General features: G+C 52.9%; 18 protein-coding genes and 4 pseudogenes. 7 read left to right on the top strand and 15 right to left on the bottom strand.

The window, feature by feature from the left end; genetic code table 11:
• Positions 1-40 precede the first annotated feature (40 nt).
• A complete protein-coding gene (locus KXD89_RS19330; RefSeq protein ID WP_001293436.1) occupies positions 41-2,038 on the bottom strand; it encodes a choline BCCT transporter BetT in 1,998 nt (665 codons plus the stop codon).
• A gap of 153 nt (positions 2,039-2,191) precedes the next feature.
• Positions 2,192-3,348 (bottom strand): IS3-like element IS600 family transposase gene (locus KXD89_RS19325; protein ID WP_085947616.1). Its coding sequence is split into 2 segments (ribosomal slippage): positions 2,192-3,099 and positions 3,099-3,348, totalling 1,158 coding nucleotides; the frame shifts between segments, so codons are not numbered across the junction.
• Between the two features lie 66 nt (positions 3,349-3,414).
• On the opposite strand from KXD89_RS19325, the pseudogene KXD89_RS19320 reads away from it, so the two are divergent.
• Both KXD89_RS19320 and KXD89_RS19315 read left to right on the top strand, forming a co-directional pair.
• Positions 3,415-4,199 (top strand): annotated as a pseudogene (locus tag KXD89_RS19320) (IS3-like element ISEc52 family transposase); the annotation flags it as partial.
• 82 nt (positions 4,200-4,281) lie between these two features.
• A complete protein-coding gene (locus KXD89_RS19315; RefSeq protein ID WP_000177057.1) occupies positions 4,282-4,539 on the top strand; it encodes a hypothetical protein in 258 nt (85 codons plus the stop codon).
• Positions 4,540-5,095: 556 nt separating this feature from the next.
• On the opposite strand, the gene fecE is transcribed toward KXD89_RS19315, so the two are convergent.
• From fecE to fecI, 7 genes are all read right to left on the bottom strand, one after another.
• Complete coding sequence (fecE, locus tag KXD89_RS19310) at positions 5,096-5,863, bottom strand: Fe(3+) dicitrate ABC transporter ATP-binding protein FecE (RefSeq protein ID WP_000175457.1); 768 nt, start codon at positions 5,861-5,863, stop codon at positions 5,096-5,098.
• A complete protein-coding gene (gene fecD, locus KXD89_RS19305; protein WP_000684856.1) occupies positions 5,864-6,820 on the bottom strand; it encodes a Fe(3+) dicitrate ABC transporter permease subunit FecD in 957 nt (318 codons plus the stop codon).
• The gene (fecC, locus tag KXD89_RS19300; RefSeq protein WP_000125187.1) at positions 6,817-7,815 is read right to left on the bottom strand and encodes an iron-dicitrate ABC transporter permease FecC; all 999 of its coding nucleotides are present in this window, start codon (positions 7,813-7,815) and stop codon (positions 6,817-6,819) included. Before fecC ends, fecD begins: the two co-directional genes overlap by 4 nt.
• Positions 7,812-8,714: a Fe(3+) dicitrate ABC transporter substrate-binding protein FecB gene (fecB, locus tag KXD89_RS19295; RefSeq protein WP_000879164.1), complete on the bottom strand. Its 903-nt coding sequence runs from the start codon at positions 8,712-8,714 to the stop codon at positions 7,812-7,814. Before fecB ends, fecC begins: the two co-directional genes overlap by 4 nt.
• Positions 8,715-8,758: 44 nt before the next feature.
• Positions 8,759-11,083 (bottom strand): TonB-dependent Fe(3+) dicitrate receptor FecA, encoded by a 2,325-nt coding sequence (fecA, locus tag KXD89_RS19290; RefSeq protein ID WP_000188262.1) that lies wholly within the window; start codon positions 11,081-11,083, stop codon positions 8,759-8,761.
• Between the two features lie 86 nt (positions 11,084-11,169).
• The gene (gene fecR, locus KXD89_RS19285; RefSeq protein ID WP_001068910.1) at positions 11,170-12,123 is read right to left on the bottom strand and encodes a ferric citrate uptake sigma factor regulator FecR; all 954 of its coding nucleotides are present in this window, start codon (positions 12,121-12,123) and stop codon (positions 11,170-11,172) included.
• Positions 12,120-12,641, bottom strand: coding sequence for an RNA polymerase sigma factor FecI (gene fecI / locus KXD89_RS19280; RefSeq protein WP_001283626.1), 522 nt, complete (start codon positions 12,639-12,641; stop codon positions 12,120-12,122). Before fecI ends, fecR begins: the two co-directional genes overlap by 4 nt.
• Positions 12,642-12,777: 136 nt before the next feature.
• On the opposite strand from fecI, the gene ykiE reads away from it, so the two are divergent.
• Together ykiE and KXD89_RS19270 are read left to right on the top strand one after the other, a co-directional pair.
• Positions 12,778-12,846 carry a protein YkiE gene (gene ykiE / locus KXD89_RS19275; RefSeq protein WP_211180522.1) on the top strand — a complete coding sequence of 23 codons (69 nt, stop codon included), beginning with the start codon at positions 12,778-12,780 and terminating at the stop codon, positions 12,844-12,846.
• Positions 12,847-12,932: 86 nt separating this feature from the next.
• Positions 12,933-13,630, top strand: a pseudogene (locus KXD89_RS19270) (IS1 family transposase).
• A gap of 10 nt (positions 13,631-13,640) precedes the next feature.
• On the opposite strand, the gene KXD89_RS19265 reads toward KXD89_RS19270, so the two are convergent.
• Positions 13,641-13,703 carry a hypothetical protein gene (locus KXD89_RS19265; protein WP_113705808.1) on the bottom strand — a complete coding sequence of 21 codons (63 nt, stop codon included), beginning with the start codon at positions 13,701-13,703 and terminating at the stop codon, positions 13,641-13,643.
• A gap of 46 nt (positions 13,704-13,749) precedes the next feature.
• Between KXD89_RS19265 and KXD89_RS22355 the strand changes: the two are divergent.
• The 3 genes and pseudogenes from KXD89_RS22355 to KXD89_RS19255 form a co-directional block, all read left to right on the top strand.
• Positions 13,750-13,954, top strand: a pseudogene (locus tag KXD89_RS22355) (hypothetical protein); the annotation flags it as partial.
• Positions 13,954-14,052, top strand: a pseudogene (locus KXD89_RS19260) (IS3 family transposase); the annotation flags it as partial. The pseudogenes KXD89_RS22355 and KXD89_RS19260, both read left to right, overlap by 1 nt.
• Before the next feature lie 302 nt (positions 14,053-14,354).
• A complete protein-coding gene (locus KXD89_RS19255) occupies positions 14,355-14,648 on the top strand; it encodes a biofilm development regulator YmgB/AriR family protein (RefSeq protein WP_000239862.1) in 294 nt (97 codons plus the stop codon).
• A gap of 82 nt (positions 14,649-14,730) precedes the next feature.
• Here KXD89_RS19255 and KXD89_RS19250 read toward each other — a convergent pair.
• From KXD89_RS19250 to sgcQ, 5 genes are all read right to left on the bottom strand, one after another.
• Positions 14,731-15,428 (bottom strand): IS1-like element IS1A family transposase gene (locus KXD89_RS19250; RefSeq protein WP_094096600.1). Its coding sequence is split into 2 segments (ribosomal slippage): positions 14,731-15,179 and positions 15,179-15,428, totalling 699 coding nucleotides; the frame shifts between segments, so codons are not numbered across the junction.
• A gap of 189 nt (positions 15,429-15,617) precedes the next feature.
• The gene (locus KXD89_RS19245; RefSeq protein WP_000082780.1) at positions 15,618-16,400 is read right to left on the bottom strand and encodes a DeoR/GlpR family DNA-binding transcription regulator; all 783 of its coding nucleotides are present in this window, start codon (positions 16,398-16,400) and stop codon (positions 15,618-15,620) included.
• 16 nt (positions 16,401-16,416) lie between these two features.
• Positions 16,417-17,049 (bottom strand): ribulose-phosphate 3 epimerase family protein, encoded by a 633-nt coding sequence (locus tag KXD89_RS19240; protein ID WP_000600622.1) that lies wholly within the window; start codon positions 17,047-17,049, stop codon positions 16,417-16,419.
• A gap of 11 nt (positions 17,050-17,060) precedes the next feature.
• Entirely contained in the window at positions 17,061-17,492 is a 432-nt protein-coding gene (sgcA, locus tag KXD89_RS19235) for an SgcA family PTS sugar transporter subunit IIA (protein ID WP_000606406.1), read from the bottom strand.
• A gap of 130 nt (positions 17,493-17,622) precedes the next feature.
• Positions 17,623-18,429, bottom strand: a complete 807-nt coding sequence (gene sgcQ, locus KXD89_RS19230) for a BtpA family protein SgcQ (protein ID WP_000118626.1) — start codon at positions 18,427-18,429, stop codon at positions 17,623-17,625.
• Positions 18,430-18,434 lie beyond the last annotated feature (5 nt).

Raw genomic sequence — 18,434 nt, 5'->3', positions numbered from 1 at the left:
CCGAGATAATAATTGCCGCCCCCAGGACGGCATGTTGCTATTAACGAACCAGGTGCAGGAAGTGCAGGTGTTTTTCGTACTGGTCCAGTATGTCATTAATCAGCTGTTCCTGGTTCCAGCCCATCACATCATAATTTTGACCGCCTTCTTTGAGATAAACCTCAGCGCGATAATATCGATGTTGTTCAGTCTGCTGCTCATCATTATCCATTGCGGCGAGCGCGAAGGTCGGTGAGATATACCCGCGAAGCCTCACTTCATATATAAAATTCAGCTCGTTGCCCAAATCGACTTCAAGACGAATACGATCGTCGACTGCATCACTAATGTGGCTTATCGTCCCCTGCTTGTTCAGTTCCTCCTGAACCAGCGTCATGGCGGGCTGGATAACGTCGTCCATAAAACGTTTCACAAGAGATCGCTTCGGCAGATACGCGATATTGCGTAACCTTCTCTGCCAAGGAATTGGGTTACGTGCAGCCGTAGGAGCAATTGTCGCCATGCTCAGGCTTTCACGCTTGGTCAAATCCCGGCGCAAAGCTTTTAAAAGTCCGTATATGGATATTAGTAAGATCACTGAGAAGGGCAATGCACTCGCTATTGTCACCGTTTGCAGCGCACTTAGCCCTCCGGCAAGGAGAAGCGCAATTGCAACAATGCCCATGAGCGAGGCCCAGAATATTCGCTGCCAGACGGGTGTGTTTGCCACTCCACCTGATGCCAGAGTATCCACAACCATTGCCCCCGAATCAGCAGACGTTACAAAGAAGACGATGACCATCGCCATTGCAATGAATGACAGCACAGAAGAGAACGGGAAATGCTCCAGGAAATTAAACAGGGCCAGCGACACATCCTGCTGAACAGTATTGGCGAGGTCTGTGGCCCCCTGGTTCATAATGAGATAGATCGCGCTGTTACCAAACACCGTCATCCACATTAGCGTAAAACCCGCGGGAACAAACAGCACGCCGGTGACAAACTCGCGAATGGTTCGCCCGCGGGAGACCCGTGCGATGAACATCCCCACAAACGGCGACCATGAAAGCCACCATCCCCAGTACAGTAATGTCCAGCCCCCCAGCCAGTTGCTCGACTTGGGCTCATACGCGTAAAGGTTGAACGTTTTACTCACCAGTTCCGAAAGATAACCGCCCGTATTTTCCACAAATGACTTCAGCAGAAGCACGGTTGGTCCCAGACACAGGACCAGCGCCAGGAGCAACAAAGCCAGACCCAGATTGAGTTCAGACAGGATACGTATTCCCTTATCCAGACCGGACACCACTGAAATCGTCGCTAACCCCGTGATGACCACGATCAGAATTACCTGCACCGTTTCATTGATGGGCACCCCGAAAAGATGGTTCAAACCGGCATTCACCTGCAAAACACCGTAACCCAGTGATGTCGCAACGCCAAAGACCGTGCCTATAACAGCGAAAATATCAACCGCATGTCCTACAGGTCCGTATATGCGATCGCCAATAATGGGATAGAGTGCGGAGCGCAGAGTTAAAGGCAGACCGTGACGGTAACTGAAGAACGCCAGAATCAGCGCCACAATGGCATAAATTGCCCATGCGTGCAGTCCCCAGTGGAAAAAGGTCAGACGCATTGCTTCCTTGGCTGCCGCAACGGTTTCTGGAGTGCCAACGGGTGGCGAAAGATAATGCATTACAGGTTCGGCAACGCCAAAGAACATCAGGCCGATCCCCATCCCTGCCGAAAAAAGCATCGCAAACCAGGAGTGGTAGCTGAAATCAGGCTGCGCATGGTCCGGGCCCAGCTTGATATCACCGTAGCGTGAGAGTCCAAGGAACGTGACACTCAGTAAAATCAGGGCCACAGCAAGGATGTAGAACCAGCTGGCATTCGTGAAGATTTGTTGCTGAAGTAGTTTAAAATTTTTGTCGGCGACATCCGGGAATACGGCGGCAAAGGCGACAAGAAGGAAAATTAGCAAAGCAGATGTAAAGAATACCGCTTTGTTAATCTGACTTGTAGACTTCTTTGGGATTGTATCATTTTCACTCATAATCATTTATTCCATTAATTAAATTCGCACTGGATAGAAGGTACTACCTCTCACAAAGTAGCAAAGTTCAACTGGCTATGCGGCGTTAATCGGAATGCATGGTGGAATGTTGAGGTGTACTGGCAATAGCGGACACTACCATTTGTTCTTTTTTTAAGCAGCCATCTGATGATATTTTTCCCTGAAGGCTGCCGGGGAGATATTCCCCAGACGAGAGTGACGACGCTGACGATTGTAGAAAATCTCAATGTATTCCCGTATTACTGAGATGGCTTCATCCCGGTTATTAAAACGATAGTGGCTCAGGCTCTCATTTTTCAGCGTTCCCCAGAAGCTTTCCATCGGAGCGTTGTCGTAACAGTTACCTTTACGCGACATTGATGTTTTCAGACCAAACTGCTCCTGTATGACCCGGTAATCGTATGCGCAGTACTGTGAACCTCGATCAGAGTGGTGGATTAGCCCGGCAGGTGGGCGCTGGCTCCTGAGCGCCATAAACAGGGCTTTACCTGTCAGCTCTTTTGTCATGCGCTCTCCCATGGCGTAGCCGACAATTTCGCACGTATAAACATCTTTGATGCCAGCGAGGTACAACCATCCCTCCTGTGTGGCAACATACGTCAGGTCCGCCACCCAGACCTGATTTGGTGCTGTAGGAGCGAACGTCTGGTTCAGCAGATTTGGCGCAACTGGCAGATTGTGGTTCGAGTTCGTAGTCGCTCTGAACTTGCGTTTCTGCTTACAGCGTAGCCTTAGCTCCTTACGAAGACGTGCCAGTCGGTCACGACCAACGATGATGCCATTCTCTGCCAGCTCCGTCTGGAGCCGCCGGGTTCCATATGTTTCGCGAGTGCGGATATGTGCCACCTTAATCTCCAGTTTTAGCCGCTCATCACTTTGTTTTCTGTCTGAGGGTTCATGCTGTACCCAGTTGTAATAACCGCTCCTGGATACACCAAATACCTGACACATCGCTTCAATGGGAAATTGTTGTCGCCATTGTTCGATTAACGCGTATTTTTCAGCGACTCCTGTGCAAAATCTACAGTTGCTTTTTTTAATATATCTCGCTCAAGGCGAGCTTCATTTAACGCCTTACGCAGTTGCAGAATTTCAGATTCCAGTTCAGCCACCGTGCGGGAACCAGGAGTACCGAGCCCTTTTCTGGCGGCGGTAACCCATTGTCCTAAAGTGCCTTCAGGAAGAGATAATCGGGAAGCGCCTTCACTGATCGAAAGTTGATTTTCAAGAACCGTTCTGACAGCTTCGGCTTTGAACTTTTTAGAGTAACGTTGGGTTTTTCTGCTCATTATTAGCTCCTTCTGATGCCATTCTATTTCAGGAAGGAGTGTCCGTTAAACTCAGGCTACCTCAGGAAAAACCGTCCTGAAAAACCAGACGGCAGACGGGCTGTATTACGCAGTCAGGTACTTGAGCTACATGGCATCAGCCACGGTTCGGCCGGAGCAAGAAGCATCGCCACAATGGCAACCCGGAGAGGCTACCAGATGGGACGCTGGCTTGCTGGCAGGCTCATGAAAGAGCTGGGGCTGGTCAGCTGTCAGCAGCCGACTCACCGGTATAAACGTGGTGGTCATGAACATGTTGCTATCCCTAACTACCTTGAAAGGCAGTTCGCCGTGACCGAGCCAAATCAGGTGTGGTGCGGTGATGTGACCTATATCTGGACGGGTAAGCGCTGGGCGTACCTCGCCGTTGTTCTCGACCTGTTCGCAAGAAAACCAGTGGGCTGGGCCATGTCGTTCTCGCCGGACAGCAGGCTTACCATGAAAGCACTGGAAATGGCATGGGAAACCCGTGGTAAGCCCGTCGGGGTGATGTTCCAAGCGATCAAGGCAGTCATTATACGAGCAGGCAGTTCCGGCAGTTACTGTGGCGATACCGGATCAGGCAGAGTATGAGTCGGCGTGGAAACTGCTGGGATAACAGCCCCATGGAGCGCTTCTTCAGGAGTCTGAAGAACGAATGGGTGCCAGCGACGGGCTATGTAAGCTTCAGCGATGCAGCTCACGCAATAACGGACTATATCGTTGGATATTACAGCGCACTAAGACCGCACGAATATAATGGTGGGTTACCACCAAACGAATCAGAAAACCGATACTGGAAAAACTCTAACGCGGAGGCCAGTTTTAGTTGACCACAACAGACTACCTGAAGGGAGCCGCGGTCGCCTGGCAGTTGCAGTAGCAGGAGATCATCCAGCCGCAGTACAGGTCACGATGACTCTGGTTAATGATACCGGCTTTGACCCCGTATTTTCCGGCTCTATCGCTGAATCATGGCGTCAGCAGCCGTGCACACCATCCTATTGTTGTGACTGGGAGGCTGCCACCATGCTTCGCGCTTTCCCTCTGGCGAAAAAGGGAGAAGGACGGGCCCGTCTGCCTTCACTTTATGCCAGCTTCGGTAAGCTGGGTGAGACACCGACTCATGAAGATATCATTGATAACAATCGATCCATCAACTGGCCTGTATAACGTGGCTGCCGGTGATTAAGAAAGCTGCACCTACCTAAGTAGTAGCAAACGCACACTTTTTAGAAAAATCGATGGTCAGAAACTGGATTAGCAATTCCGTTCCAGGGTTGCTTTTGATTTACGTTGGCGTCTGATCATTGATTTATCCTCAAAAGCCCAACCTCATTGGTAATGAACCAGCTCCGTGAATGTCCGCTCTGGCACAGAGCGAAATTTTTTGATCTCCCCCCTGAAATCTAAACTTAGTCATGTCACGTTTTTGGGTTTCTAAAATTTTAACTTCGCGTTTTTCGTTGCCGTAAGGGTTATACAGAAATGTCCGTTAAGCAGAGTTCAAAATTGATTGCCGTGATCACGACTGGTTTGAAAGCCGCGCCCAAGCCTGTACAGCTCTGGTTTGCGTTGATTATGAACCTGTCAGCCTAAAGCAAGCGGATGGACGATGAGTATTGGTAATCTTTCAGAGTCCGGAAAAGTTCAGCCCCAGTCTGAACAGGCTTGCTGGCGCCAGTCCAGTTTCATTCAGTCGTGGTTTGGTTCTTACGGCCTGTGCAATCTACCTCATTAGGCACATCGGCCTGCCAGATACCGGCTCGGGGTGTATTTCCGCTTCCACGCTGAATACTGTTCTCAGCAATCCTGGGGTCATCACCTCTTCTGGTGTGCCTTGCGCCATAACATGTCCGTTTGCCATTACCACCAGTTGATCGCAGTACCGGCTAGCCTGATTAAGGTCGTGCAGCACAGCGACCACCGTTTTCCCCTGAGTCCGGAGTTCGCCCATCAACCGCATCAGGTCCACCTGGTGATTGATATCAAGATAGGTGGTTGGCTCATCAAGTAATACAACGGGCGTATTCTGGGCCAGGACCATTGCCAGAAATGCGCGCTGGCGCTGACCGCCGGAAAGCTCGGTTAACCGACGAACGGCAAGATGATTGATCCGGGTCTGGTTCATGGCGACATTAACTCGTGCATTGTCTTCAGCGGAGAGACGCCCCCAGAGTGACAGCCAGGGATTACGACCATACGAAACCAGCTCCTGGACTGTGATCCCCTCTGGCGTTAAATGGTGCTGAGGCAGCAGCGAAAGCCTGCGGGCCAACTGGCGCGATGAGAGCATATTTATGGGATTATCGCCGAGAAATACGGTGCCAGACTGCGGCATTAAAAGCCGCGAAAAACAGTTTAACAGCGTCGATTTCCCGCAACCGTTAGGACCGATCAGGGCGGTGATCTTCCCCGTTGGCAGTGAGAGTGAAACGTCGTTAAGTACCTTGTCTGTCCCGTAACTGACCGTCAGATTTTCAGTTCGTAAAGTCATTTATCGCATTCTCACAAGCAACCAGACAAACCACGGCGCACCGATAATGGCGGTCAGCACGCCAACCGGGAGCTCCAGTGGGGGATGAATAATTCTCGCCAGCAGATCGGCAACCACCAACAGCAACGCACCTGTCAGGGCCGAAACAGGCAGCAGTCTGCGGTGACGTCCACCGGTGATGCTACGCATCATATGCGGCACCACGAGACCAATAAAGCTAATCGGGCCGCAGGCGGCCACGCCGGTAGATGTCATGGCGACAGCTAGTAACAAAGCCCAGAATCGGGTATGGGGCACCGACACACCGAGCGTGGTGGCGCGCGCATCGCCGAGTGCAAGGAGGTCGAGATCGCGGCAAAAACTCAGGCTCAGCGGCAGAAATAAAATCATCAGCGGGATGGCAATCTTCACAAAGCTCCAGTCACGGCCCCATAAGCTGCCGGTCAGCCACAGCAGGGCGTTGTTCACATCCTGCGGGCGCGAGAGCATCAGATAATCCGTCAGGCTGGCCCAGCATGCAGAAAGCGCCACGCCGGTGAGCGCCAGCTTCATCGGCTGGTGGGTCTTTGCCAGCATCTTCAGCAATATCAACCCCGCCATGCCGCCCGCAAAGGCCAGCAGCGGCAGCACCATCACGGGCAGTGACGGCATAAGAAGTAGAGCCCCCACAGAGGCCAGGCTGGCGGCATGGTTAACACCGAGAATATCCGGTGATGCCAGAGGGTTGCGCACAATCCCCTGTATCAGCACGCCCGCCACGGCGAGGGCTGCACCGACAAACAGTGCCAGCAGCAAGCGCGGCAGTCGGTACTCCATCAATACATAATAATGCTCGCGTCCGGCCTGCCAGTCGGTCAGCAGCGCGCGCCACGGCACGGGGATCACTCCCATATGGAGTGATAACAGCGCACAGCCCGCCAGGGCAAGGGTGATGAAAATAACCAGCGCAATTTTCATCCTCGCCTCCTCACAAGCCAGACAAAGCAAGGGCTGCCAATCAGCGCCAGCACTGCGCCTGCGGGCAGATCTCCGGGGAAGGCCAGTGCGCGTGCGAGTACATCTGCCAGCAGCATCAGCGTGGCCCCCAGCAGCATGCTCACTGGCAGTACGTTGCGCTGATCGAAGCCTGCCCAGAAGCGCGCCAGATGTGGCACCAGCAGACCGATAAACGCCACCGGACCTGCCACGCTGACGCACGCACCAACCAGAAGCAGCACTAACATATTGATGACCAAACGTAGCCTCGTCAGGTTCACTCCCAGCGTATGGGCGGTGCTGTCGCTGAGGTTGAGCAGGTTCAGTTGATTCGCCAGCAGCAACACGACAGGGACTGCAGTGACCACCACCGGCAAGAGCTGCCAGACATCCTGCCAGCGGGCGTGGGACACTCCGCCTGCCAGCCAGTAAAAGATGCCGTAAGCATGATCTTCGGCCAGCAGCAGGGTGATGCGGGTAAGGCCCATACAAAAGGCCGACAGCGCGATACCCGCGAGGATCAGTTTGTTTCTGTCATGGGTATGACGAAATCCGCCTCCTGCGGTCATGACCAGCAGCCAGCTCACGCCGCCCCCGCATGCCGCGATGAACGACAGAGAATAGCCTGCAATCGGCGTCGGACTCAGCGCGCTGGTAAGCGCCATAGCCAGCGCCGCGCCGCTGTTAATGCCGAGCAGTGAAGGAGAGGCCATTGGGTTGTGGGTCAGGGTTTGCAGCAGCGTGCCCGCGAGCGCCAGGCTTGCGCCGATCAGAACGGCGACCAGGCTTCGTGGCAAACGAAGGTTTTGCACCAGCGCTTCTGGTAGCGTTGGCGTGTGTCCAGGCAGCAGGGCGCGGGTTGCATCTGCTCCGGAAACAGGAATGGCCGAGTAGCAAAACAGACTCAGCCAGAAAATAATAATAAGTGCTGCAACGGGAAGCCCCCACAGCAGCACCGGGTGTTTTATCGCGGTCATTTCACAACGGTAAGCGGCTGATGGTGGAAGATTTTTACCGTGTCAGCGGCAATACGCTCTGCAGCAAAAATACCGCGCATCCGCGCCCAGGTGTTACTGTCGACCGAAGCAACCTGCTGCTTCTGCGCGGCGGTTAACATCTGCCAGAGCGGATCTTGTTGCCAGCGTTTAACAATGCTCTCTTCGCGATAGTGGGCAACCAGCAGCCAGGCAGGATTGACCGCCAGCAGTTGCTCCAGGCCGATGGACGGCATGGACGCACCCGCCATCGCAGCGGGAACGTTCAGCCCCAGAGAGGCCAGCACGCTGCCGGTCCAGGTCTCCTGAGTATGCAGGTTGAATTGCTGTTCGCGTGATGTGCCAAAGGCCACGCGTGTCCCTTTGGGAAGCTGGCTGGCCCACTGCGCCATCCTCTCTTTATGTTGTTCCAGGCGTGCCTGCATCTCTCGCTTTTTACCCACCATTTCGCCGATGATAGCCGCAGATTGCAAATTTTCAGCGTAGGTTTCGTTGCGGGACTTAAGCAGCAGTACCGGCGCGATTTGCTGCAAGGCGATGTAAACCCCCGCATGGCGACTGCTGTCGGCAATGATCAGGTCTGGTTTCAGAGCGGCAATGGCTTCCAGGCTCGGCTGCGCGCGCGTTCCGACGGACTGCCACGGTTTCAGGTGCGCACGCACTTCGGGCAGGATGCGTTTTGCATCGTTATCGTCGGCAATACCGATCGGGCTGACGTCCACGGCGGCCAGCGCATCGGCGAACGAGAGTTCCAGCACCACAATCCGTTGTGGCGTTTTTTCGAGTGTAAACGTGCCGTGTTCGTCCTGAACCGTGGCGGCAAAGGCGTGGCTGATCACCAGCAGCAGGCCTGCAAAAACAAAACGGATAAATGCCAACATAATCACATTCCAGCTAAAAGCCCGGCAAGCCGGGCGTTAACACATCAGAACTTCAACGACCCCTGCATATACAGCGTGCGCGGCTGGCCTGCATAGATGCCTTTGTTGTTGTCGTCATAAGAGCGGATGAAGTAGTCCTGGTCGAAGATGTTTTTCACACCGAATGCCAGGTTCAGATCTGCCATCTGCGGGCCAAAGTCATACGCCACGCGTGCGCCCCAGAGCATGAAGCCGGGAATGCGGCCGGTACTGCCGTCGGCGCTCTCTTTCACCGTATTGGCGTTATCCGCAAACTGGCTGGACTGGAAATCGCTGTTCAGATTGAACGTCCAGTTTCCTGGCTTGTAGTCCACGCCCAGCGTGCCTTTATGTTTCGGGGAGAATGGTACCAGATTGCCGTAGGTGTCGCCTTTCTCGCGGATTTCCGCGTTCACATACGCATAGCTGGCGTAGATGGAAACGTTATCAAGCGTTGGCGTTAGCGTACCCAGATCGTAACGTGCCTGCGTTTCCAGCCCGGTATGGCGCGTTTTGCCACGTGCAGTGACGGTGTCGTTGGTCTGGTTGGAGTCGTACTGATTGTTAAAGTTAATCAGGAACAGCCCCATTTCCGCCGTCAGCGCGCCGTCGTCGTAGCGGGTACCGAGTTCCCAGGTTCGCGCTTTTTCCGGTTCCACATTGCCGCTTTGCACAGCCTTGCCAATCTGGCTGTACTGTACGGTGCCGAACGAGCCTTCAGTGTTTGCATAAAGATTCCAGCTGTCAGTCAGGTGATAGAGCACGTTCAACGCCGGAAGCGGTGCGTTATAGCTCACTTCTTCGTGCGTGCCTGTGATGGCGTTGTTCTGGTATGACTCGATATGTTCGAAACGCATACCCGGCGTGATGGTCCAGTTGCCGATGTCGATTTTGTCATCCAGATACCAGGCGTGCGCCTCGGTGCCGGAACGCGTATCGCGGTCGTAAGGGCTTGAGCCGGACGGCAACTGCCCGCTGCTGGTGGCGGTGTAGTAACGCATTTCATGCGTTGATTCATTCACATAGCGATAGCCCACGCCCACTTCGTGCGCGGAAGGGCCGATCATAAAGATCTGGCTGTAGCGTGGCTCAATACCGCGCACCCAGTAGTTACGCGGCGAGAGGGTGATGCGTTTGCCTTGCTCCAGGTAGCCGCTGCGCAGGGTTTGGGTGTAGAACCCCTGAATGTTGAATTTATGCTGGCTGTCTGGCTGGAACTGGTAGCCCAGGCTCGCCAGCTTGCGACGACCCCAGAAGCGGTCATACGGGCGGGTGGATTGCCAGCGATCGGCGTCGTAATCCGCGCGAGACAGGCCACCGGGCATGTCGGCTTCACCGTCGTAATATTGCAGCAGGCTGTTGAAGGTGTGCACCTCATCCGGCGCATATTTGCTTTTCAGCATCAGGTCGTCGATGCGGGTGGCGCTGTGCTCGCGCCAGTCACTGCCGCGCGTGCCGGAGTAGAGCAGCGCGGTGCCAAAACCGTTGTCCGCTGTGCCGCCCACCATCAGGTTGTGCGTCTCTTTCGGGTTGTTTTGTGAAGAGGTTGGGCTGAGCTGACCTTCCACGCCCGCCTCGATACCAAAGTCCTGCGGAATGGCACGGGTAACAAAGTTCACCACGCCGCCCACGCTCTGCGGTCCGTAACGCACCGCACCACCACCGCGTACCACGTCAATGGCATCCATGTTGCCGAGCGAAACGGGAGCCAGTGAAAGCTGCGGCTGACCGTAAGGGGCGAAGGGGACGGGGATGCCGTCCATCAGGACGGTCGAGCGGCTGGTGAGGCGCGGGTTCAGGCCCCGGATGCCAAAGTTCATCGCCAGGTCGTGGCTGCCGGTGCCGTTGTTTTCCGGCGCGCTGACGCCAGGGATGCGGTTAAGTACCTCACGCATGGTGGTTGCGCCGGTTTTGGCGAAATCCTCACGGCGGATCACGTCACGCGCGCCAGCATGTTCAAATACGTCGTTTTCACGCGCATCACCCAGCCAGTCGCCGACCACGGTCAGGGCATCTTCTTTTGGTGCGGGCGCGGGCTCCAGCGTCCAGCTATTATTTCCCAGCGGTTTTACCTGCAGTCCGCTGCCGTCCAGCAGTTGTTGCAGGCCGCTCTCGACGTCGTAATCGCCGTGCAGGCCGTTGCTCTGCTTGCCGCGCGTCAGGCTGGCGTCAACCGAGAGGGTAAATCCGCTGTGTGCGGCATACTGATTGAGCGCTTTATCGAGCGATCCCGGTGCGATATTAACCTGTGCAGCAAAAGCGGAAAACGAGAGACCGGCCAGCGGCAGCAGGCTCAGGCGAATGGCGTTAACCAAAGGTGTTGTTTTACGAAAAACGCGTAACGGCGTCATACCTTCCCCATCATCATTTTTGTTGTGTTCAGCTATGAGTCGAACGAGAAGGGTAAAAAGGACAATCGAAATAAGAATTATTTTCCTTACAGTGGTGAAATGTTTATCCAGTACCGCGTAATAGACTGAATTTTAACGGGAAGCGTTTGCGCGATAACGTTCAGGATCGCATCGGTATTTTTCAGCGGGAACGTCCCGCTCAGGCGCAGCCCGGCAACGGCGGGATCGCAGCGCAGCACGCCGTTGCGGTAACGGGTTAGCGTGGCTATCACCTCACCCAGTGGTTTATCGCTGAAGCTCAGGATGTCCTTCGTCCAGCTTGTACTCTCGTCATCCAGCGGTTTCACTGCGCCAAACTCAGAGGCGCTGAACTGCAGGCTTTCACCAGCGTTCACGATGCGTTTTTGCGCGGGGGCACTGGCGAGAAGCACTTCCACAGCGTGCTGCTGAACGTCAAGCTGCGTGAAATTATCCTGCTGGCGGACGGTAAATTCTGTCCCTAAAGCAGTGAGCTGGCCCTGACGGGTCAGGACACGGAAGGGGCGTTGCAGGGCATCTTTCGCGGTAGTAATGGCGATTTCACCGTACCAGAGCCGGACGGTGCGCTGATGCGCATCAAAACGCACATCCGCCGCGCTTTGGGTATTCAGCGTGAGCAGGGAGCCATCTTCCAGTTGCTGACGGCTGACTGTGCCTTTGGCGGTGCGGTAATCTGCCCGCAGACCTTCGCCGGTTTCCGACTGCCAGAGCTGCCAGCCTCCGCCAGCGCCGAGCAACAGCAGTAATCCTTTCATCACGTGACGGCGGGTGAGGCGGGTATCGTGCAACGCCCGGCTGGCAACGTCGCCAGGCACACCGCCAAGCTGGTTGCGCAGGTTTTCAACCTGCTGCCAGGCCCACTGGTTATCCTGATCCTGTTCATACCACTGTTGCCAGCGCGCTTCCTGTTGTGGGCTGACGCGCTCGCCGCTTAGCACGGCATACCAGTGGGAAGCTGAACGCAGCGCCTGACGGCGGGAATCGGTTAACAAAGGATTCATAACCCATACTCCAGACGGAACAGCAGGCAGTGCTCGACGGCTTTCGCCACGTATTTTTTCACGGAGCTGATGGAAACACCGAGTTTGTGCGCAATCTCGCTGTATGTCAGACCATCCAGTTGCGAAAGCAGAAACGCTTCACGTGTTTTGCCGTTTAGCCCGTCCAGCATGCTGTCGAGGAGTTGTAGGGTCTCGAGTTGGCTTTCGCGTTCCTCAGGTGAAGGCGCTCCCCCCTCCGGCATAAGCGCCAGCATCTCCAGATACGCTTTTTCCAGCGCGTTTCGGCGAAACAGGTCCACCATCACGCGTTTGGCGATAGTGCAGAGGAAGGAGCGAGGATCGCGGATCGTCGAGAGCGTTTCGCTGACCATTACCCGCAAAAAAGTGTCCTGGGCAATGTCATCTGCATCAAAAGCAGACTGGAGTTTGCGCGTCAGCCAGCTTTTCAACCAGCCGTGATGTGTGCCATAAAGCGACTCGAACGTTAAGGAAGCTGTGGTAGTGGCGCGGTCAGACATGCGGAGTGCATCAAAAGTTAATTATCACGTAGTCATATTAATATGAGAATGGTTATCATTACAATTGGAAATAAAATTGTTTCCAATAGACATTTTTAACATGTTGTTTTTCTAAGTGTTATAAGGTAGGTATAAAATGGGATGGAGCCTCTGCTTCTGGCATGTGTCGGTCAGAATGACTCATGATGTGGTCTGCTATTATTGACATCCTCACTGCCCTAAAGGATGGGGATTTCGGTAATGCTGCCAACTTACTGATTTAGTGTATGATGGTGATTTTAAGGTGCTTGCGTGGCTTCCATTTCCATCAGATGTCCTTCCTGCTCCGCTACTGAAGGCGTGGTGCGTAACGGCAAAAGCACTGCCGGACATCAGCGCTATCTCTGCTCTCATTGCCGTAAAACATGGCAACTACAGTTCACTTACACCGCCTCTCAGCCCGGTACGCACCAGAAAATCATTGATATGGCCATGAATGGCGTCGGATGTCGCGCCAGTGCACGCATTATGGGCGTTGGCCTCAACACGGTTTTACGTCACTTAAAAAACTCAGGCCGTAGTCGGTAACCTCGCGCATACAACCGGGCAGTGATGTGATTGTCTGCGCTGAAATGGACGAACAGTGGGGCTACGTCGGTGCTAAATCACGTCAGCGCTGGCTGTTTTACGCGTATGACAGGATACGGAGGACGGTTGTGGCGCACGTCTTCGGTGAACGCACTCTGGCCACACTGGAGCGTCTTCTGAGCCTGCTGTCGGCCTTTGAGGTCGTGGTATAGATGACGGATGGCTGGCCGCTGTATGAATCACGCCTGAAGGGAAAGCTGCACGTTATCAGCAAGCGTTACACTCAGCGCATTGAGCGACATAATCTGAATCTGAGACAACATCTGGCAAGGCTGGGACGGAAGTTACTGTCGTTCTCAAAATCGGTGGAGTTGCATGACAAGGTCATCGGGCATTATCTGAACATAAAACACTATCAGTAAGTTGGAGTCATTACCTCCTCCCGAACTCAAAGCTATCATACAGATAATTACTGGTTAACCCTATATAGGGCATTTTAAAGTGTTGTGATCTTACCCAGCAATAGTGGACACGCGGCTAAGTGAGTAAACTCTCAGTCAGAGGTGACTCACAAGACAAAACAGTTTCAACCAGTAAAAAAACGTAAACACCATTCGCATGAATTTCGTAGTTAAGATCTGAAGCTTGCAGAATGCATCGGTGTTACTGCCGGAGTCCGTGAACTTAGTCTGCATGAATCACCACAGCTTTACATCTGTCGCAGTAAACAGCAAAATCAGCAAACTTACTTAATTATATCGAGTGCGATTACAATCGCTGGCGATGGTACAGTTGGTGTGGCGGTCTCAGTCCGGAACAATTTGAAAATCAGAATCTCACTTAAAACGGCATCCATTTTACAAAAGATGGCCGTCTGTGTATTTATAATGAATACCTTCTACATGTTTAGAGTGCATAATCCACGACAAGGCGATATCCTAAAAATTAGCTAGCAGGCAACTTTGATGGCATAGATAATGTTTTTAGTAAAAAAGAGTTGACTGAATATAATACAGCCTCTTCCTACATAAGAAGGAATGTGCTCACAAAAAAAACCATTAGTCTGCTTCCTGTTCTTACAATAATCAGTATTATGTATTTTATTTATATAGCAAAATATGCTTGTTACACCTGTCATAATTAGGCATGGTAAAATTATTGACTGAACCCTGGGGGAGAAAGATGCACAGTGATTATTATAATATGGTTTTTGGTGAAAAATTGGCCAATATTTTATATGAAGCTAACTCTCAATTTTTTTACGAGAGAAATGTCATAGAAGAGGCAGTCAACGCTTTATTCTGTGAGCGTGAAATAATAAACAACAAGAACATAATAAAGAAGCTGATGTTCTTTTTGTCAGATGTTAATCACACCAAGAAAGATGTTGTTCAGAGCGCACTTAATATTATCATTGACATTACATCAGGTGATATTTGAGATTTTACATAAAAGATAATCTCTCAAGGAGTCTTATCTGAAAACGAAATATATAGTCCCTCTCGTTGGTAATGACTCCAACTTATTGATAGTGTTTTATGTTCAGATAATGCCCGATGACTTTGTCATGCAGCTCCACCGATTTTGAGAACGACAGCGACTTCCGTCCCAGCCGTGCCAGGTGCTGCCTCAGATTCAGGTTATGCCGCTCAATTCGCTGCGTATATCGCTTGCTGATTACGTGCAGCTTTCCCTTCAGGCGGGATTCATACAGCGGCCAGCCATCCGTCATCCATATCACCACGTCAAAGGGTGACAGCAGGCTCATAAGACGCCCCAGCGTCGCCATAGTGCGTTCACCGAATACGTGCGCAACAACCGTCTTCCGGAGACTGTCATACGCGTAAAACAGCCAGCGCTGGCGCGATTTAGCCCCGACATAGCCCCACTGTTCGTCCATTTCCGCGCAGACGATGACGTCACTGCCCGGCTGTATGCGCGAGGTTACCGACTGCGGCCTGAGTTTTTTAAGTGACGTAAAATCGTGTTGAGGCCAACGCCCATAATGCGGGCTGTTGCCCGGCATCCAACGCCATTCATGGCCATATCAATGATTTTCTGGTGCGTACCGGGTTGAGAAGCGGTGTAAGTGAACTGCAGTTGCCATGTTTTACGGCAGTGAGAGCAGAGATAGCGCTGATGTCCGGCGGTGCTTTTGCCGTTACGCACCACCCCGTCAGTAGCTGAACAGGAGGGACAGCTGATAGAAACAGAAGCCACTGGAGCACCTCAAAAACACCATCATACACTAAATCAGTAAGTTGGCAGCATCACCGGCGTGTTGTTGCAACATCGTAGTGTGTGGATTGCGCCTAGAGCTTCTTTATTCGTTCGAGCGCATCGCCAATATTTTCTATTGGGTGCCATTGATTATTTTTGCTTGAAATCCCTCTCGAATGAACTTACTTATCACTTTATTGAATGAGGTAAAAACAACTGACATCCGGCTCGCTGATAACGCTGTGCAATAGTCTCAGGTAACCCGCTGTCACTGATGATCGTTTTAATACATGATAGTGTTGCTACAGCATGCGGCTCAACGGCATCAAATTTTGAGTGATCGGCCATGAGAATAACTTCACGCGAGCGTTGAATAATCCGTGTTTTCACCCCGACCTCAAACATGGTGGCATTGGTGATCCCCGTCTCCAGCGACAGCGCATCGCAGGAGATAAACGCACGTTCTACGGAAAAGGCATTGATCATCTCCAGCGCCAGACTCTCTCCTACCGAAAAATAACCTGGGCGAATCAGTCCTCCGATAATGTAACTTTCCACATGGGGAAAACAGCCCAGTTCATTGGCGATTTTAATGTCGTTGCAGATGACCTTTACCCGCGCATCGGCCAGGCATTTCGCCAGTTCGAGGCAGGTTGAGCCGGAGTCGAGAAAAAAGCAGTCGCCATCTTTGATCATTGTTCGGGCAAGGGCAGCTATTTCTCTTTTCGCCACAGATTGCAATGTACGTTTCACGTCGAAGACGTACTCTTTGTCGTCTGTACTGTCGTCGAAGTCCAGGCAACCGTGACCGCGGATCATGCCTGGATACTGGTTGACAATATACTGGAAATCACGACGGACAGTCGCTTCCGCATAGCCAAAAAGCTCCATGGCCTGCTGTGTGGAGAGGTGACGATGTTGCCACAGGTAGTGCAGCATCTGTTTGATACGGTCAGGTCTCTGTTGGCTCATCAGAAACAATCTCCTCTTACAGGGTGGCGAATTGAGCTAAGGTCGCGCGATAGTCAGATGAAGAGAACAGGGCGCGCCCAATCACCATATGTTGCGCCCCAGCTGCTGCCAGTTGCTGTGCAGCTGCCAGCGTAATTCCACCGTCGGCCCAGCACTCGGTCTGAGGAAAAGCCGTGCGTACTTTTTGGATTTTCTCGCACATGGAGGGAATAAACCGCTGTCCCTGCCCATCGGGCTCACTGGTCATCACCATCACTCCGTCCAGCTCAGACGCCAGATATCGCCAGGCGTCGATCGGGGTTGCCGGATTAAATACCAGTCCGGCTCGTGCGCCGGTATGGCGGATCTCAGTTAACGTTTCCGAAGGATAGTCCAGCGTTTCTGCATGAACGAAGATCCACGCGGGTCTGATTTCAGCCAGCGCGTTAAACCAGCGCTGTGGCCGGGCAAGCATGAAATGAAAGGACAAGGGATGAGGCGTCTGTCTGGCGACGGCCTGCACCGTTTTCATCCCAAACGTAATGTTGTTAATGAAGCTGCTGTCCTCAATATCCAGATGCAGGCTCCCAAAATCCAGATTGTCCAATGCCGTCAGCTCACGACCATAGTGCAGAGGATTTGCGCTGGCGAGAGAAGGGTGCAGGATCATAAGCGCCTCCGTTAACCTGATACCAGCGCAAACAGTGCATCGTCTGTGCTGGCATTTCCCACTGCCGTTAAGCGTTGTGGCGAATCAATAAACTGGCTGATGCGCTGAATGGTCAAAATATGTGCGTTGGCATCCGTGGCGCTGACGCAGAGAAGCAGCCAGACGGGGTCGCACTCCTCGTTACCAAAGGCGACCGGGGTGCGTAGCGTGGTGATACTGACCTGATTATAGTTTGCGCCTTGCTCTGGTCGGGCGTGAGGCAAGGCGATTCCTGGGGCTATCAGATAATAAGGCCCCCAGTTAAGGGTATTTTCGATGATCCCATTAACGTAGCATGGCTGCGCGGCACCATAGGCTACCAGCGGGCGGGTGGCGATTTCCACGGCCTGACGCCAGTCGGTGGCTTTACGTTGTGCCTGTACCCATTTAATATCGTTAATCATCCGTCGTTGACTCCATGCCGATTCGGGTTAATCTGGTAGCGATCCCCGTCGATACTTTTGACGAAGGCGGCAGGGATCGCAGAAGGGTTATTGCTCTTTGCCGGGGATAAGCGCTCTGCTTATCCCCATCTTATCGGCGTATATGATGCACTTTCTCCATAAACTGACTGACTCGCGCCTGGTCAACGAAATTGGCAAAAACGCCGTCCTTTTTAAAGGTGGTTGCGGTCACACAGCCATCGGCGATACTGAGTTGTTCCTCCACGTTTTCCAGGCAGACGCCCGTGTTGGCCAACACGACGGTGTCAGGCACCGTTTCTTTGACCCGTTTTAACAGCGCGCTGTCGGTACGCGTCCCGGCGGTCAGGCCAGAAACACAGAGCGCATCAGGATGGTTGTTAAATACTGTCGATTTAGCAATAGAACAGATATCGCGATTGCCCAGATACACGGCGGCCTCTGGGACGATATTGAACAAGGTTTTCACTTCGCCTGCACCAATCCGGTGTTGATGACGGATGGTCTCACCGACGTTAGTGTCCCAGACGCCAAAGTCGCTGGCATAGGCACCGGTAAATATCTCGCGGATAAACTTAGCGCCGGTAGCCATCGCCAGGTCGAATGAGGCGACCGGATCCCACAGAACATTCACGCCAAACGGGATGCGGATATCGCTCATTAATTGCCCGATGATTCGTGCCATTGCCGCAGTGGTTTCCGGACGCACCTTCGTGAGATAGGGAAGACTAAACTCGTTGGAGAACATGACTGCATCCACCCCACCATTTTGGAGCGCCATCAGATCGTCCCAGGCTTTGTCGATAACCCAGTTCATCCCCAACTGCGCATCAAAACTCGGGTCGCCGGGCAATGCACGTAGATGGCACATGGCGATGACCGCTTTTTCCGTCCCAATAACCTCTTTCAGCCAACTCATTGAAA

Source organism: Escherichia sp. TC-EC600-tetX4 (assembly GCF_019356055.1).
Classification (GTDB): domain Bacteria; phylum Pseudomonadota; class Gammaproteobacteria; order Enterobacterales; family Enterobacteriaceae.
This window is presented reverse-complemented; position numbering and strand designations above follow the sequence as displayed.